The 17,217-nt window shown below is 42.1% G+C and carries 14 protein-coding genes; 7 read left to right on the forward strand and 7 right to left on the reverse strand.

Annotated elements, in window-relative coordinates:
* Positions 1 to 59: 59 nt before the first annotated feature.
* Complete coding sequence (locus GJB62_RS07240; protein WP_012412589.1) at positions 60 to 467, reverse strand: response regulator; 408 nt, start codon at positions 465 to 467, stop codon at positions 60 to 62.
* Between the two features lie 326 nt (positions 468 to 793).
* Between GJB62_RS07240 and gyrA the strand changes: the two genes are divergently transcribed.
* The 3 genes from gyrA (at position 794) to GJB62_RS07260 (ending at position 4,215) form a co-directional block, all read left to right on the forward strand.
* Entirely contained in the window at positions 794 to 3,277 is a 2,484-nt protein-coding gene (gene gyrA, locus GJB62_RS07245) for a DNA gyrase subunit A (protein ID WP_114082446.1), read from the forward strand.
* A 256-nt stretch (positions 3,278 to 3,533) separates the two neighbouring features.
* A complete protein-coding gene (locus GJB62_RS07255; RefSeq protein WP_114082445.1) occupies positions 3,534 to 3,752 on the forward strand; it encodes a GNAT family N-acetyltransferase in 219 nt (72 codons plus the stop codon).
* Between the two features lie 277 nt (positions 3,753 to 4,029).
* Positions 4,030 to 4,215: a chlorophyll a/b-binding protein gene (locus GJB62_RS07260; protein ID WP_069073374.1), complete on the forward strand. Its 186-nt coding sequence runs from the start codon at positions 4,030 to 4,032 to the stop codon at positions 4,213 to 4,215.
* A gap of 147 nt (positions 4,216 to 4,362) precedes the next feature.
* On the opposite strand, the gene rpoD is transcribed toward GJB62_RS07260, so the two are convergent.
* Both rpoD and gyrB read right to left on the reverse strand, forming a co-directional pair.
* Positions 4,363 to 5,532 carry an RNA polymerase sigma factor RpoD gene (gene rpoD, locus GJB62_RS07265; RefSeq protein ID WP_012412585.1) on the reverse strand — a complete coding sequence of 390 codons (1,170 nt, stop codon included), beginning with the start codon at positions 5,530 to 5,532 and terminating at the stop codon, positions 4,363 to 4,365.
* Positions 5,533 to 7,150: 1,618 nt separating this feature from the next.
* On the reverse strand, positions 7,151 to 9,088 hold the full coding sequence (gene gyrB, locus GJB62_RS07270) for a DNA topoisomerase (ATP-hydrolyzing) subunit B (RefSeq protein WP_114082444.1): 1,938 nt from the start codon (positions 9,086 to 9,088) through the stop codon (positions 7,151 to 7,153).
* A 197-nt stretch (positions 9,089 to 9,285) separates the two neighbouring features.
* On the opposite strand from gyrB, the gene miaA reads away from it, so the two are divergent.
* Positions 9,286 to 10,194 carry a tRNA (adenosine(37)-N6)-dimethylallyltransferase MiaA gene (gene miaA, locus GJB62_RS07275; protein WP_114082443.1) on the forward strand — a complete coding sequence of 303 codons (909 nt, stop codon included), beginning with the start codon at positions 9,286 to 9,288 and terminating at the stop codon, positions 10,192 to 10,194.
* Between the two features lie 54 nt (positions 10,195 to 10,248).
* Here miaA and GJB62_RS07280 read toward each other — a convergent pair whose 3' ends face one another.
* Positions 10,249 to 10,953, reverse strand: a complete 705-nt coding sequence (locus GJB62_RS07280; protein ID WP_114082442.1) for a Uma2 family endonuclease — start codon at positions 10,951 to 10,953, stop codon at positions 10,249 to 10,251.
* 112 nt (positions 10,954 to 11,065) lie between these two features.
* Positions 11,066 to 11,767 carry a diacylglycerol/polyprenol kinase family protein gene (locus GJB62_RS07285; protein ID WP_114082441.1) on the reverse strand — a complete coding sequence of 234 codons (702 nt, stop codon included), beginning with the start codon at positions 11,765 to 11,767 and terminating at the stop codon, positions 11,066 to 11,068.
* A 61-nt stretch (positions 11,768 to 11,828) separates the two neighbouring features.
* Between GJB62_RS07285 and yidD the strand changes: the two genes are divergently transcribed.
* The 3 genes from yidD to ychF all read left to right on the forward strand — a co-directional run bounded on the left by yidD (position 11,829) and on the right by ychF (position 13,629).
* Positions 11,829 to 12,065 carry a membrane protein insertion efficiency factor YidD gene (yidD, locus tag GJB62_RS07290; RefSeq protein WP_012412579.1) on the forward strand — a complete coding sequence of 79 codons (237 nt, stop codon included), beginning with the start codon at positions 11,829 to 11,831 and terminating at the stop codon, positions 12,063 to 12,065.
* A 199-nt stretch (positions 12,066 to 12,264) separates the two neighbouring features.
* A complete protein-coding gene (locus GJB62_RS07295; RefSeq protein WP_114082440.1) occupies positions 12,265 to 12,492 on the forward strand; it encodes a hypothetical protein in 228 nt (75 codons plus the stop codon).
* Between the two features lie 45 nt (positions 12,493 to 12,537).
* On the forward strand, positions 12,538 to 13,629 hold the full coding sequence (ychF, locus tag GJB62_RS07300) for a redox-regulated ATPase YchF (RefSeq protein WP_114082439.1): 1,092 nt from the start codon (positions 12,538 to 12,540) through the stop codon (positions 13,627 to 13,629).
* 203 nt (positions 13,630 to 13,832) lie between these two features.
* On the opposite strand, the gene GJB62_RS07305 is transcribed toward ychF, so the two are convergent.
* Entirely contained in the window at positions 13,833 to 14,744 is a 912-nt protein-coding gene (locus tag GJB62_RS07305) for a hypothetical protein (protein WP_114082438.1), read from the reverse strand.
* A 182-nt stretch (positions 14,745 to 14,926) separates the two neighbouring features.
* The gene (locus GJB62_RS07310) at positions 14,927 to 17,215 is read right to left on the reverse strand and encodes a response regulator (protein WP_114082437.1); all 2,289 of its coding nucleotides are present in this window, start codon (positions 17,213 to 17,215) and stop codon (positions 14,927 to 14,929) included.
* Positions 17,216 to 17,217 lie beyond the last annotated feature (2 nt).

Here is a 17,217-nt window from a genome sequence, read left to right on the forward strand (position 1 = left end):
TACAGGAAATAGTCGCCCAAAAACCTTTGCGGGCGAATATTCCTGGAATCAGTCGTCAATTATGATTGGCCGTCTGTGGGTAGAAGTGCGAGGATTTGGTCAACAAACTGTTGATGGTCAACAACTGGCTTAGAAATGTAGCCATCAGCGCCGCTTTGCTTGAGAAAATTCTCGCGATCGCCTTCCATAGCATGTGCCGTCACCAAAATAACAGGTAAGTTCGCTGTTTTTGGATCGGATTTTAACATCTGTGTAATCTTGATTCCATCAACAGATTTCCCTTGGTAAACACTTCTGGATAAAGAAACATCCATTAAAATCAGGTCGGCTTCTCCTGATTGGGCAATTTTTATTACTTCTTCCACATTTTCAGTATGTTTCACTCCCAAGCCGCCGCGCTTGGACAAAATCTTGGAAAAAACGCGAGCATTAATTAGATCGTCTTCGACAATTAAAACAGTTTTCATGAGAATTTTAGTTATAGAGGTAGAGGTGAGGGGATTAAGCAATTCAAAATTAAAAATGAGAAAATGCAGTCATGGCAGGTATCCTGGCTATAAAGCCTATACAAATTAAATGTGCAGCAGATTATTATTCGATTAAAACAGCTACCTGCTATCTGTTTCCTTTTTAATAGTGTATGTACCTCCTTGTCATCAAGGATGATACTACTGCTTTTTCTTCTATGACTATCAATATTTTGTTAGGAATCCCATTTCATCCGTTATGCTGTGGTTGCTGCAATATTGAGTTCTGCCGGCTTTTGTGTAGTTAAATTTCAGGGAAAAAACTCATGGCAAAACAGTTAAACCTTCTCTCAACGGGACAGGTAATTCCAACAGCCCTGCACACCGAGATGCAACGGTCTTATCTCGAATATGCCATGAGCGTGATTGTCGGGCGAGCGCTACCAGACGTGCGTGATGGCTTAAAACCAGTGCATCGGCGCATTTTGTATGCAATGCACGAACTCGGTTTAGTACCAGATAGACCCTATCGAAAATGTGCCCGTGTAGTGGGTGATGTGTTGGGTAAATACCATCCCCACGGCGACCAATCAGTTTACGATGCCTTAGTCAGGCTAGTGCAAGATTTTTCTAGCCGCTATCCTTTGCTAGCAGGACACGGTAACTTTGGTAGCGTCGATAATGACCCGCCAGCAGCGATGCGTTACACAGAAACGCGCCTCGCACCCATCAGTCATGAGGGAATGCTGACAGAAATCGGCGAAGAGACGGTGGAATTTGTCGGGAACTTTGATAATTCCCAGCAAGAGCCAACAGTGCTACCTGCTCAATTGCCGTTTCTGTTGCTCAATGGCTGTTCTGGGATCGCCGTGGGAATGGCGACAAATGTACCACCCCACAACTTGGGGGAAATTGTGGATGGGTTAATTGCCTTAATCGACAATCCAGATTTGCCAGATGAAAAGTTATTCGAGCTAATTCCAGGGCCAGACTTTCCCACCGGTGGAGAAATAATTGGTGAGACTGGAATTCGGGAAGCATACACCACAGGTAAAGGTGGAATTCTGCTGCGGGGAGTTGCGACTCTAGAAGAAATTCCAGCCAGTAGGGGAAGCAAGCGACGGACGGCAATTATCATTACAGAATTGCCATATCAAGTGAATAAGGCAGCCTGGATTGAGAAGGTAGCAGACTTAGTAAATCAAGGTCGTTTGCAAGGAATTTCTGATCTGCGGGATGAGAGCGATCGCGAAGGGATGCGAGTAGTAATTGAACTCAAACGCGATACCAATCCCCAAGAAGTTCTCCAGCATTTATATCACCAAACTGCTTTGCAAATGACGTTTGGGGCAATTCTCCTAGCAATAGTGGATGGACAACCCCGCCAGTTAAGTTTGCGTCAACTGTTGCAAGAATTTTTGAGTTTCCGAGAAGAGACGCTGAACCGTCGCTACAATTACGAGTTGGGTAAGGCTCAAAGTCGCGTGCATTTGGTGGAAGGTCTGCTGAAAGCGCTATCTAATTTGGATGAGGTAATTCAAATTTTGCGACAAGCTCCCGATGGGAGTACGGCAAAAATAAATCTTTGTAGCCGACTGGATTTGAGTGAGGTACAAGGAGATGCAATTTTGGCTATGCCATTGCGTCGCCTCACCAGTTTAGAACAGCAAAATTTGCAGCAGGAATTTGAGCAGATAAGCGGACAAATTAGTTTGCTGGAGCAATTACTCAACGATCGCCGTGAATTACTCAAGGCGCTGAAAAAAGATTTGCGATCGCTCAAGCGCAAGTACAGCGATCCCCGGCGAACAAAAATTGGAGAGGAGCAAAAGTCTAGGGCAGAGGAGCAGAAATCTAGGGCAGAGGAGGAGGAACTGAAATCTTCTGAACCAGCAGAAGAAGCAATTTTAGAATTTACCCAACGGGGTTATGTCCGTCGCACCCAACCATCTGGGAGAAAGTCAAAAGCTGAAAATGGTTTGCACGATAATGACTTTATTATCCAAACCGTGTTGACTGACACCCAAAAAGACTTGCTAATACTAACCGGTGGCGGTAAAGTCTACCCTGTGAATGTGGGAGAAATTCCGCCAACTACTGGGCGTTCTCCACGGGGAAAACCTTTGATTACTATGCTCAGTAATACTGCTCAAGGCGCTCAAGAAGCTGTAGTCAGCCGCTTTTTGCTGCCGGACAATCTCGAAACTCAGCAGATGATTCTCTTAACAAAACAGGGACGAATTAAGCGTCTGTCTCTGGGAGAATTCACAAACTTGACGCGGCGCGGAATCACGATTTTAAAGCTCAAAGACGATGATGAATTGTCATTTACCCAGTTCACAAAACCAGGGGAACATCTGATTTTAGCTAGTTCCGGTGGTCGAGTGCTGCGCTTTGCAACCAATGATGAACAATTACCGATTATGGGTCGCACAGCGATGGGTTTACAAGCATTTCGGTTATTGAAAAATCAGCAAATGGTTGGCTGTGTGACTGTCGGAAAAGATGACCATCTGCTGCTAGTTACTCAAGAAGGATATGCCAAACGCATGGCTGCGAGTCAGTTAAGAGCGGCTAATCGCGGCGATTTAGGGACACAAGCGCTGAAATTTGCCAGCAAAACTGATAATTTAGCTGGTATGGTCATAGCGATAGCATCTGGTGAGGTAGCTTTAGTGACTAATAAGGAACGGGTAGTGCGGATACCTGTGGAAACAGTGCCGATTTTAGGCCGGGATGTCAAAGGTGAAAGTATCATCCAACTCAACCGTGATGAAAAAATTATCACTGTGGCTGAAGTGCGATCGTAAATCAGAGTGATGTTCAACTTGCGACAAGCCAACTTGCAGGATTTAGAGGCACTAATCCAACTGTGTCTCGAACTCCTGCGGGAGGCTGGCGATATTAAAGGTGACTCTGACACCACAAACCTAGCTCAGATAAGACCAAAACACTTGTAGAGACGGCGATTTATCGCGTCTCAAAAACCTAAAATTTTTGCCAGTGACCCTTAACTGAACCTTATTGCCTTATAACGGCAATCTCTCAGGCTTAGAAGCCTACATTATGAACGTTTATACAATTCCGATGTGGCGAGGACAGGGAATTGCAACAGCTTTATTAAAGGAAATTATCTGCTTTATGAGAGAAACTGAGGCAAAACGGCTCTGGCTTCAAGCCACTGAGGATGGTAAACGTATCTACGAGCAGCTTGGTTTTGTCTCAACTTCAAAAGAAATGGATATGGTCTGTAATGATTTAATCATCAATAAATTTTTATTTTAAAATCCGAAAGCTTTAGCGAATAAAGCAATATAACTAAATTACTTGATAATTAATGTTAATAAGATTTATTGCCTATAAAGGTAAAAGTCTAGATAACATTTCTTCGATCTGTGTAAATCTTACTGAAGGATGATGTTTTAATCTGTATAAATAGCTATTTCTATTTATGTCAAGGTATGGAAACAAAAGTATAAAAAATGTTGTTTTTCTAAAAATATTTGTTATATTAGTTTACATAAGGCAATAAACCTTAAGAATCAAGTTTGGAGTCCGAACCATGACAAATGCAAGCACAACAAAAGTCACTACTCCTGTAATTGAAGATCGCAACGCTTGGCGCTGGGGCTTTACCCCACAAGCAGAAATTTGGAACGGTCGCTTGGCAATGATTGGCTTTTCAGCAGCTATTTTGGTTGAAGTTTTTTCTGGTCAAGGCTTCCTACATTTTTGGGGCATCCTATAACTTTTAATATCTAAGATGACCTATAAATAAAAAAACCTGGAGTGCTAATTCACTACCAGGTTTTTTATTTTTTTGTCATTAGTCAGTTGTCATTTGTCCTTTGTTTATTTACTAATGACCAATGACTAATGACTGTTAACTAATTGACTACCGAATATATTCCTTGAGAACGCTGTTACGATTTGGGTGGCGTAACTTACGAAGTGCCTTAGCCTCAATTTGACGAATCCGTTCGCGGGTGACGTTGAAAATCTGGCCGATTTCCTCAAGGGTTTTCATCCGACCATCATCCAAGCCGTAACGTAGTCTGAGGACATCGCGTTCACGGGGGCTGAGACTGTCGAGGACTTTTTCCAGGTCTTCGCGCAGAAGATTTTTGGAAACTTGGTCTTCTGGTGTCTCACCATCGGATTCAATAAAATCGCCCAATCGAGAATCTTCTTCTTTACCAATAGGCGTTTCTAGTGAAATAGGTAACTGGGCGGATTTAGCAATGAAGCGCAACTTCTCAATGGTCATTTCCATCCGAGTGGCGATTTCTTCCTCGGTGGGTTTGCGACCCATTTCTTGAGACAGTAACTTGGTAGTTTTCTTAATCCGAGAGATGGTTTCGTAAAGGTGAACTGGAAGACGAATTGTGCGGGATTGATCTGCGATCGCGCGGGTAATTGCTTGACGAATCCACCATGTAGCATAAGTTGAGAACTTATAGCCTTTTTCGTGGTCAAACTTTTCAGCGGCACGAATCAAACCGAGACTGCCTTCCTGAATTAAGTCTTGGAACGACAAACCACGATTCATGTACTTCTTAGCAATTGAAACCACAAGACGGAGGTTAGATTGCACCATCTTATCTTTCGCTCTGCGACCAACATGCAGGCGATAACGAAAAGCTGGTAAGGGCAGTTGTACTGCTTCTGCCCATTCACTATCTCGAGGATCGCGATCCAACTGTTCTGAGAGTCTTTCCCGCACCCTCTCTAATTCCAGTAAATCGGCGATTTTCCGCGCCAATTCGATTTCTTCGTCTGCCCGCAACAGCCGAATTCTACCAATTTCTTGCAAGTAAAGCCGAATGGAATCTTCTGTGTAGTGCTTTTTCTTGCTTTGTGTCCGACGACGCGATTTAGCGGCTTTTCCAGACTTTGCGTCGTCCTCATCAGACTGAGGCTCTAAAAATTCATCGTCACCTTCATCGATGATAAGCAAGTCCTCTTCATCATCTATTAAGAGTTCTTCTAACTCGAGCTCAGGCTGATTCATTATTTCTAGGTCAGGCTGATATATGCTTTCGAGTACGTTGTTAGCCTGGTTCATGCCGCGTTCCTCATGCTCCTTGCAGAATCAATTACTCAAGATGTGTTTACTGCTCTTTTAAACGAGCCAATTGTCAACCGAAAATAACCTTTTTGGCAGATTTGCCAGAAATATTTTCGGATCTTTTGCACCTCCGGTAGGAGGTTTTTTTACTTTAGTTTAAGCCATTCCTAAAAGTGATTTGCTCGCCCTAGTAAATGTTATATGTGTTGCTATCACATACTGCTTTCAACTAACTGGTCAAAAAAAATACTCGTCTTTCTGAAAAAATTTGCCACTCTATACTAATGAGTTCAGACTGCTGGCAGATTTTCTTATAAAGACTCTTCCGATTGTAGCCTGTTTCACAGAAATTGCACTCTTTTTGTGTATTAATCATGAACTCCCAGAGTAATTATTAGCCACCATTACCAAAAAGACATTAAAAACAAGAGTTATACCCTAAAATTTTTCTCCACTTTTCGGAATTGCAGTGACGTTCTTATTACATTACAAAGTAAGTACGCTTGCTCCTGCTCGATTTCATGTATTTTACACAACATTAATTACTTAGGAAGAGTGCATTGTATGTTAACTCAGACGACAAGTATTAATCTAGCCATTTTTACATTTCCTTCATAAATTACGCATTCCTGAGATTAAAGCTAGTTTCTCGATTGGGTAAATACAACCAGGGTGGCGGTGCTTGCCTTAAAGAGTTAACCTTCTGCTTACTAATTACCTTAACTGAGGAGTTGAGGCTGTAGCATATCGACCTGATGGCAGATCAATTTAGGTTTAACTAATTCGGCCTTATTCACACGTTAGCGCACTGTGGCGATTTCAGCCCTATGAAACTTGACAAACTCTTCTTATTGTATACAAGGATATTTTAATCAATTCAAAAACAATTTGTCCTGTGGATTTGCCAGTATAGTCCTATTTCTGGCAAAACTTCATTAGATACATACGATACAATCGCGATCGCTACGGCAGTACATGAAGATATTAACAAGTTTTCAGCCAGATGGTGTGTGCTTCCAGTAGCATTATCTGAAGCCGAGAGAACCCAGAAAATTACCTGATAATTTTAGTTACAAAGCTGGATTGCGTAACTTAATTGTAAATTTCAATACTTATATTTCGGTAACTTTCTGTCATCTTATGATGAGAAATCCTCAAAATACTTATTAATTGCTGTTTGATAGATGATATTCAGTGATTTTCTTAAAGCATAACAAATGTGTTTCTAGTTGGTGGACAAAATTAATTAGCTAGTCAGTGCAAAAAGTATTGTGCCAACTAGCTTTCCAGTAAAGTTGGTAGTTTTGCTAACACTAGAAGATTGAATTTTCGTCAGATATTGACAATAAGCAAATTATATGGGTTATCAAAAATTTCAAATTTACGTAAGAGTTACGGAATAACATAGACGGTTGGCGTAGCCTCTCGTAGAGAAGCGGCTTGGCGAAGGCTACCGCAGAGGTACAGTTGTATAAAGCATTTATGAAATCTTGCTTTGTCATCACCCAAAAGAAGTATTTTTATAGAAGCCTAGGAAATAAAAAAGGTAATGGGTGAAAACGTATCACTCATTACCAATGTCACAAATTATTAGAGTAGTGGTAGGGAATTGATATTAAATATCTAAATCGGTGAAGTTGAGTTTAGAACCATAAGTTTCGATAAATTCTCGTCTGGGTGCGACACGATCGCCCATTAAAATTGTAAAGATGCGATCAGCTTCAGCAGCATCCTCAATTTCGACTTGCTTCATTTTGCGGGTTTCTGGGTTCATTGTGGTATCCCAGAGTTGTTGTGGCATCATTTCACCCAAACCTTTGAAGCGTTGGATGGTATAGTTGGCGTTAGCAGGGAATTTGGCGATCGCTTGATTCTTTTCGCGATCGCTATAGCAATACTCATGATTACGTCCCCGTTCTACTTTAAACAGTGGGGGACAAGCAATATAAATAAAGCCTTGTTCGATGAGCGCTCGTTGATATCGATAGAAGAATGTTAACAACAAAGTTCGGATGTGCGCTCCATCTACGTCAGCATCCGTCATAATGACTATGCGGTGATAACGCAGTTGGTTGGAATCGAATTCATCACCTTTGACACCTAAACCGAGGGCTGTAATTAACGATTGAACTTCGTTATTTTTATAAATTTTAGCGTCATCGGTTTTTTCAATGTTAAGAATTTTACCACGTAGAGGCAAGATAGCTTGAGTGCGGCGATCGCGTCCTTGTTTTGCACTCCCGCCTGCTGAGTCCCCTTCCACGATGAATATCTCAGATTCGCTAGGGTCACGAGAACTACAATCTGCCAATTTACCAGGTAATGGCGAAGATTCTAGTACAGATTTGCGTCTAACTAATTCCCGCGCATGACGTGCTGCTTCTGCGGCTTTGAAAGCTTGGATAGCTTTATCTAAAATTGAATCTGCGATCGCAGGATGAAATTCTAGATATTCAGTGAGGACTTCTCCTACCAGAGAATCGACAATCCCCCGCACTTCGGTGTTACCGAGTTTGGTTTTGGTTTGTCCTTCAAATTCTGGATCTGGGACTTTAACGGAAATTACCGCAGTCAAACCTTCGCGGACGTGTTCGCCACTGAGGTTAGGTTCATTCTCTTTAATTTTATTGCGCTTACGTGCGATCGCATTTAATGTCCGAGTCAAAACCGCCTTCAACCCTTCTAAGTGCGTACCACCATCTACCGTACGAATATTGTTAGCAAAACCTAACACATTATCCGTATAAGCATCAGTACACCATTGCAAAGAAACTTCCACTTGTACGTTGTTGCGTTCGCCCTGTACATAGATAATTTCTTCATGCAGAGGTTGCTTTTCACGGTTCATGTAAGCAATATATTCTTTGATCCCACCCTTGTAATTGTAGGATTCTACCTTCGGTGTATCGCTTTTTAGTAGTTCTAAACGGTTATCGGTAAAGGTAATTTTTACACCTGCATTCAGATACGCCAATTCCCGTAGGCGACCCGATAAAGTGATGTAATCAAACTCAATGCTAGTTGTAAAGATTTGAGTATCTGGCTTGAAGGTGACAGAAGTTCCAGTTCTAGCTTCCTTGTAAGGCTTTGCTTGCAGTTCACTAACTGGGATACCGCGTTCATAGCGTTGGAGATAAACCTTTTTATCTCGCCAAACTGTAACTTCTACAACTTCAGATAGGGCATTAACAACAGAAATACCAACCCCGTGCAATCCTCCAGAAACCTTGTAGCCACCGCCGCCAAACTTACCACCAGCGTGTAGTACCGTCATCACGGTTTCTAAAGCTGATTTCCCGGTGCGCGAGTGAGTATCGACGGGAATACCGCGACCATCATCTGTTACAGTTACGGAACCATCAGCGTTGATATCCACCTCTATATGAGTGCAATGACCCGCCAAAGCCTCATCGATTGAATTGTCCACCACCTCGTAAACTAAATGGTGGAGTCCTCGCGGCCCGGTGGTACCAATGTACATTCCTGGTCGTTTGCGGACGGCTTCCAGACCTTCCAGAACTTGAATCTGATCGGCACTGTAACTGCTCGTCATGTAAACTCTCCTGATGCGTGGGGTTAAACTCGCCTAAAAATAAATAAAAGCAAAAACACTCCAAAATTGTAACACAAAAGCCCTGCTAGCGTCTGTAGGGCATTTTCAAGAGAAGTTTATACTAGGGTTGCACTACCATGCAATAAGGGCAAACGTGGGCATGGGAGAAAGAGAAGAAAATTAATGATTAATGACTAATGACTAAATTAATTGTGATTTGTGGGGCGACGGCAACGGGTAAATCGAGTTTGGCTTTGGCTTTGGCGATGCGGTTGGGTTCTGTAATTATTAGTGCCGATTCTCGTCAAGTTTACCGTAAGTTTGATATTGGGACGGCAAAACCAACTGTGGCTGAACAAAAATTAGTGCCGCACTATTTAATAGATATCTGCGATCCCACAGACACGATGACAGTAGCAGACTACCAGGAACAAACACAAGCGTTAATTGCTTCTGTTGATGTTACGCCACTTTTGCTAGTTGGTGGTACTGGTTTATATATCCGTTCCATTGTTCAAGGAATGAAAATTCCGAGAGTTGCACCACAAACCGAATTGCGATCGCAACTTGAATCTCTAGGTCAGCTTCAACTCTACGCCATGTTACAACAAGTTGACCCCGTTGCAGCACAAAAAATTCATGCTAATGATTCAGTACGAACTCTAAGAGCATTAGAGGTATATTATGTTACTGGATGCCCGATTTCCGAACAACAAGGGGAGAATCCGCCGAATTATCCGATTTTGCAAATTGGTTTGGATTGCGATGTTGAAAAGTTGGGGAATCGGATTAAACAGCGTACTGACCAAATGATAGCAGATGGTTTGGTTGCGGAGGTGGAATATCTTTGTCAAAAATATGGCACTGATTTGTCTTTGTTGAATACTTTGGGCTATCAAGAAATCAAGCAATATTTAGCTGGGGATATTTCCTTAGATGAAGCGAAAGAGTTAATAGTTTTGCATACACGACAATTTGCCAAGCGACAACGCACTTGGTTTCGCGCATATCCCCAAATTGAATGGTTTGATGCGAATAATCCTGATTTATTAGATAAGGTTTGGCACAGGATAAATGAGTTTACAAATTGCGCTCATTCTTCGTGAGATTTTTGCTCATATTATAAAGACGCAAAATTTTCGCGTTTTTACATGAGTGTCCTAGAGAGTTTCGGGATCGATGCCCATAGCTCGTAGCCGTTCTGCTAAAATTTGGGTGCGTTGTTCAGCTTGTTCGGCGCGTTGTCGTTCCTGTTCGGCGCGTTCATCTCCAGTTAGCAAAACAGTACCATCTTGGTAGCACCAGCGTAACCAAGTATCCTGTCTATCTTCAAATTTACCTTCCCATAGAGTTATACCTAAACCAACTTGTTCTAACCAAGTTTCTGAAGTTTCAAAGTAGCGTGTTCCTCTAAGTTCATAAACATGCAGGATTTTTTCTGCTAATTGCTGATTTGGGTCATAGACGATGTAGTAACTAGCCCGCATGTGTTCATAAATTCGTAGTTTTTTCTCCAGTTCATCACCTTCTTTATTAGAGACAATTTCGAGGACAACTTCTGGAGGTTTGCCAAAACGCCAAACCATATAACAACGATTTTGTTTCTCCCACCAATTTTGAGGTACTTGGACATCTAAGCTGAGAAAGACATCAGGTACAATAGGTGGTTGAAGGTCTGTGTAGTAAATACCTACATTCGCTTCAGCTAAAAAAGTTTGGTTTTGTAGAGAACTGTAAAGAGAGCCAATTAAAAGGCGTTTCTGTTTGGAAGTAGCAAAATTATCTAAAGTGTCATTTTCAGTGACTAACTGGTTAGCATCTGGCACATAGTAATCATCATCATTGATTAGAACTTGCTGAACCATGACTTTATCCAGTATTAAGAGCGTTATTTCTAGGTTAATTGATTGGGGATAGAAGAGTGCTGAACTAGATATTTAGAGAAACGTATCGGGCAAGTATCTCTTGTTTGCTCAATTAGAAATAGACTAACTGACTTAAAAAGAAGGCAAGGGCTGCACTACCCAAAGGGACTGTCAAATTATCAATACCCAAAAAAGAAAAAGCCTCTAAAACTGTAGCGATAAATGCAACCGCAAGTGATATTACCCAAGTTTGCCAACTGTTTCCTTGAGTTCCAACTAAAATCAAAATACTGATGAAATAGCTAACCAGCATCATAGTTAGGGAGCCTTCCCAACTTTTTTGTGTACCAAAGACTTTATATTTGTGTGTACCAAAGCGTTGTCCAATTAAGGCTGCTAGTCCATCTCCCCAAGTCATGATCAAAATTCCTAGGGCTGCGTACTGAGGTTGTTGTAAGTACCAGAAGCTGGCAACTAAAATACCGAAACTAACAGAGTAAAAAAATGTCCCGAAACTTTGCCGCCCAACGCTATTAATACCAGGAAGAATAGGCAATCGGTAGGATAATAAGGTGATTGCACTCGCTAGAATGGAAGCTGTAATCCCTACACTGGCGGGGATATCTAGCCACCAAGCAAGTAAAATTACATTACCAGTGCCAATATGAACTATCTTCCGCACGATTTCTGGCTTGTTGGCAAAGCGGTTTACCACCCCTGCAATCAGAAGGATGAGTAACACCCAAATTGCAGTAATCGCAATTTGCAGCCATAAAATCGGAATTGAGGTTAAGTCAGAAAATGTAATCAACAAAGATGTAACAAAATGAAAAATTTTACCTCTGTTACTAATTTATAAGATTTAGGTAACTGCAATGAAACTATTATTTATTTGGCTGATTCGGGGCTACCGAATGTTTATCTCGCCGTTGTTTCTCCCGACTTGTCGCTTTCAACCAACTTGTTCGATGTATGCTATTGAAGCTATTGAACGATTTGGAGTGTTACGTGGTAGCTGGATGGCAACTCGGCGGATTTTGCGCTGTCATCCGTTTCATCCAGGTGGTTACGATCCAGTGCCGGAGGTGGTGGAAAAGGTGAAGGAGGAGTAGTTTTGTGCAAATGGTGGAGAATTGAGGGGTGGAGTTTAAACGCAGAGGGGCGCGGAGAGAAGCGCAGAGGGGCGCAGAGAATGAGAAGAGGGGTAAATTATTAAAGGATGTATTCGTGAGTATAGGTATTTGGGGAGATGTCAACAGATGAGGTTGTCATCTAGCGTGGGAAGGTTGAATAATTTAATTTAGACTTACGATGATTAATCCTACTGCGATTTCTATACCAGAACCACAAATTCCTACTCCTGGCCCGAGTCCGCTACCTAGTCCCAATCCTGAGCCGAATCCGCTACCTAGTCCTGAACCTGTACCGGGGCCAGCGATTCCTCAACCCTTGCCGGGGCCTGTACCAGAAACAGTACCTGCTCCTATTCCTCAGACGGTTCCAGGGCCAATTCCTCAAACCATACCGGAACCTGTTTAGATTACCTTGGTAATGTAATCCAAAATCTCAAATCTAAAATCCAAAATGCTAAGAGCCGGAATTGTCGGACTTCCCAACGTCGGAAAATCTACTTTATTTAATGCTGTAGTTGCTAATGCCAAGGCAGAAGCAGCTAACTTCCCTTTTTGCACGATTGAACCGAATGTCGGCGTTGTCGCAGTACCGGATGAACGGTTAAATGTTCTTGCTAAGATTGCCACTTCGGTACAAACTATCCCGGCGCGGGTGGAATTTGTAGATATTGCTGGTTTAGTTAAAGGTGCAAGTCAGGGTGAGGGACTAGGAAACCAATTCCTGTCCCACATCCGAGAAGTTGATGCGATTGTCCATGTGGTACGTTGTTTTGAAAATGACGATATTATCCACGTTGCTGGTTCTGTTGATCCAGCACGAGATATTGAAATCATTAATATAGAATTGGGTTTATCAGATTTATCACAAATTGAGCGGCGAATTGATCGCACTCGCAAACAAGCTCGTACCAACAAAGATGCACAGTTTGAAATCACAGTTTTAGAAAAATTAGCTGCGGCTTTAAATGAAGGTAAATCAGTGCGTCAGATAAGTTTGAATGAAGAAGAAGAAGTAATTATTAAAGGGCTGGATTTGCTCACTTATAAACCGATTATCTACGCCGCGAATGTATCTGAAGATGAGTTGGCAACTGGTAATCATTTTGTGGAAACAGTGCGGCAAATCGCAGCAACAGAAAATGCCCAAGTTGTGATAGTTTCGGCTCAAGTTGAAGCTGAATTAGTGGAATTACCAGAGGAAGATAAAGCTGATTTTCTTGCGTCTTTAGGTGTGGAAGAAGGCGGTTTGAAATCGTTGATTCGGGCAACTTACTCGCTTCTAGGCTTGCGGACATATTTTACCTGCGGCCCCAAAGAAACCCGCGCTTGGACAATTAATGCCGGAATGTCTGCACCTCAAGCTGCTGGTGTAATCCACAGTGATTTTGAGCGGGGATTTATTCGCGCTGAAACTGTCGCTTATAAAGATTTGGTAACAACTGGTTCGATGAATGCTGCGAAGGAAAAAGGGTTGGTTCGCAGTGAAGGAAAAGAGTATGTTGTGCAGGAAGGGGATGTAATGTTGTTCCGATTTAATGTGTAGGGATAATTAATTAAGTGGCCGTTATCAATCAGATAATGGTCAACTTATACCAAATTGCGATCGCCTAGGGTGGGCGGGTACGCCATCGCACTGTATACTTTGACACTCCTTAAGGAGTTGTTAGGCGATCGCAAATAAACGCAAATAAACCAGTAATCTGTTTTCAGATAGCAGTTTCCACAGGTTATTAAAGGACATATCGCTCAGTTACTCCCACCCACCATGTATACATAGGAACCAAAATTCTCATCATCCGTACCAATAATCACACCGCCTTCTGCACCGGGAACAAGTTCCATACCTTCAATTTTGTGGTAATCAGAGCGGTAAAGAGGAACAAGTTGAGAATTTTGCTGCCATACAATTTTGTGATCACGCAATCCCAGATAACCAGCGACATACACAGCTGACTGAAATGGGCCATCGTCTCCGGCATCATTTGCTGAGGTGATGTACACAATTCCTACAGGGTCTACCTTAATGTCTGATATATGACGTACATTGCCAGATGGAAACGGTACTTTCAGATTGGCAGAACCTGCGAGAGTAATTTGATATTTAGCCAAGTCAAACACTCCCCAAAATATAGTTGCTGGTTGTTCACCTTCGCCTCGATGTGCCCAAATAGCAACTAATTTTCCGTCTATATTTTGTAATCCAAATCCTTCAAAATTATTTCCTTGAATAATTTCTGGTAGATTGAATTCTTTGAGAACCAAGATAGTTTGATTGGCAGGGTTTAACCTGATAAAATAAGCTTTGCCAGAACTGCTTAAAGCGATAAAAGAGAATTTTGTTTTCTCAGGAATAGATGTTAAAGCTTCTAAGTCGATGGGCAATTCTATGTTACTTGGCCACTTTAATGGGAAATATTCAGGTTGGTTTTTTCCTTTAATACTAATAATTGCTAAACGGGTTTGATTGGGTTTTTTGTTGTCATGGACGATTAGAAAATCTAGGGTATTGCTTTGCTGCTTTATCAAAGCCATACCACTGATCCCGAAAGGGATACCACCGCGAACTGGTCGCCAATCTTGCGCCCAAACTTGCACAGATATGAGTAACAATGCACTCAAGACTACTATATTTATAATTAACTTGAGAAACCGAGGCATATTAAAAGGGATTGGGCATGGGGTATTAAGCATTGGGTGTGGGGTTAAAAAAACTCTTCCCACTCGCTACACTCCGTAATAGAAGTGTGTTGGTCGATGCCCAATCATATCAAATCCGAAAAATTTTCACCTGCACAAGCAAGTAGTATTTTATCCCTATATTTAGCAGTGTGATTACGTATTTAGTTGGCTCCCGATAGTACTTTCTGTAAAGAAACCAATAATTCGTTGACAGTATAGGGCTTGACCAAAAATGTATTGACACCAATAGCAGCTACTGAACTGAGCTTATTTTCAGACATAAGTCCACTGCTGGCAATAATTCTGACTTTGGGGTTAATTTTTTGCAGGGTACGGATGGCAGTTAAACCATCGAGTGATGGTAGCATAATATCCATCAGTACGGCACTAATTTTATCTCGGTTTTGAGCGTAGAGCGCGATCGCTTCAATGCCATCATTGGCAATTAGGGTTTTGTAGTTATGAGTTTCCAGTGATGTTTTGGTAATCTCTTGAATGGCAACTTCATCATCCACAATCAAAATCAATTCTCCATGTCCCGTCTGTGGTGGCAATTCTTCGGGAGTAAATGTTTCCATTCCCTCCACTGCTGGCAAGTAAACCTTAAAGCTAGTGCCACTTCCCACTTCGCTATAGACATTCACAAAACCACCGTGGCTTTTAATAATTCCCAGCACGGTGGAAAGTCCTAACCCTGTGCCTTTTCCAACATCTTTTGTGGTAAAGAATGGCTCGAAAATTCTATCTAAGATTTCTTTAGGAATCCCAACTCCCGTATCGGAGACAGTAATTACTATGTAAGGCCCCTCTTTGGCTTCCAGGTTCATGCGGGCATAATTTTCATCAATCAACAGATTTTCAGCAATAATACTCAAATTACCGCCATTTGGCATTGCATCGCGGGCATTAACGCAGAGGTTCATCAATACTTGATGCAGTTGGGTGCTATCTCCAGAAACCATCCACAAATCTTGCAGGACATCGGTGCTGATTTGTATGGATCTGGGAAATGTCTCTTTAAGAATCTTGGCAACTTCCACAATCAGATGTCTGAGTTGCAAAGTGATACGTTTCCCTTCTACACCCCGTGCAAAGGACAGCACCTGTTTGACTAAATCAGCCCCGCGTCTAGCATTGATTTCCAAAATTTCCAGTAGATGGCGAGTCCGCTCATCTGCATCGGGAAATTTGAGTGGTAAGAGTTGCGCTCCTGCCAAAATCGGTGTCAGGATATTGTTGAGGTCGTGAGCAATGCCACTAGCTAAGGTGCCAATACTTTCCAAGCGTTGGGCGCGAAATAATTGGGCTTCTAGATGTTTTTTATCGGTAATATCTGTGTCAACGGTGAGAATCGCTTTAGGTTTTCCTTGTTCGCTGCACACCAAACTCCAACGACTCGCAACAAGGATTTCCTTTCCCATTTTAGTCAGTTTAGTTAACTCGCCCTGCCACTTACCTTTACTAGTAGCTTGTAAAAGAGCCGCTTCGATTTCTGGTGAAGGTTCGTCAAACAAAAGCTCAGTAGCATTTTTGCCCCAAGCTTCTGTAGCTTTCCAGCCGTAAAGTGTTTCTGCGCCTTTGTTCCAGAAAATAATTTGATTGTTTAAATCTCGCACGCAAATGGCATCTGTGGTGACATCTAGTAATGCTGCTTGTTCGCGGATTTTTTCTTCTGCCAATTTGCGTTCGCGTAGCGCAGCTTGTCGTTCGCTAATATCAATACTGGCGCATGTCACGCCGAGAATTTCTTGCGACTCATTCCGCAATGGCTCAACTGTCAAATCGTAATATCGAGTTATATCTTTGATTGTAATTGATACTTCCTCTCGCGTTCCTATACCAGTGGTTAGCACCCCACGTTTAATTGTGGTAAGACGTTGAGCATCTTCACCTGGGATAATATCCAAGTCTTGTTTCCCTAATATTTCCTCAACTGTCAATCCAGATGGCGGATTATAAACCCAGGTGTAGCGTAAATCTATATCTTGGTTGTAGACAAAGATGGGAGAGTTTTTGAGGGCCACCCGAAATCGCTCCTCACTATGGCGCAATGCGTCGTCTGCCCGTTGACGTTCGATGGCATAACGCATGGAACGTACCAGCAAGTCGCCAGTTACTTGCCCTTTCACCAAATAATCCTGCGCTCCTTCTTGCATCGCCCTAATTGCTAGGGTTTCATCATTTATACCCGTCAGCACAATTATGGGAGTAGCTTTAGCCTGATGGTGAGCGATGACAAAGGTTTCTAGCCCCTGGCTATCTGGCAGCGAGAGGTCTAGTAGAATCACATCAAAAATTTCCTTTGCTAAGTAGTTAATTGCTTCCGAAAGCCGCTCAACGGGCATCAAATCAACTACAACTGTGGTAACTTCCTTTAAAAGCTCCTGTAATAATAAAACATCACCAGGGTTATCTTCTACTAACAAGACTTTAATATTTTTACCTGCCATTT

The organism is Nostoc sp. ATCC 53789 (assembly GCF_009873495.1).
Lineage (GTDB): Bacteria > Cyanobacteriota > Cyanobacteriia > Cyanobacteriales > Nostocaceae > Nostoc > Nostoc muscorum_A.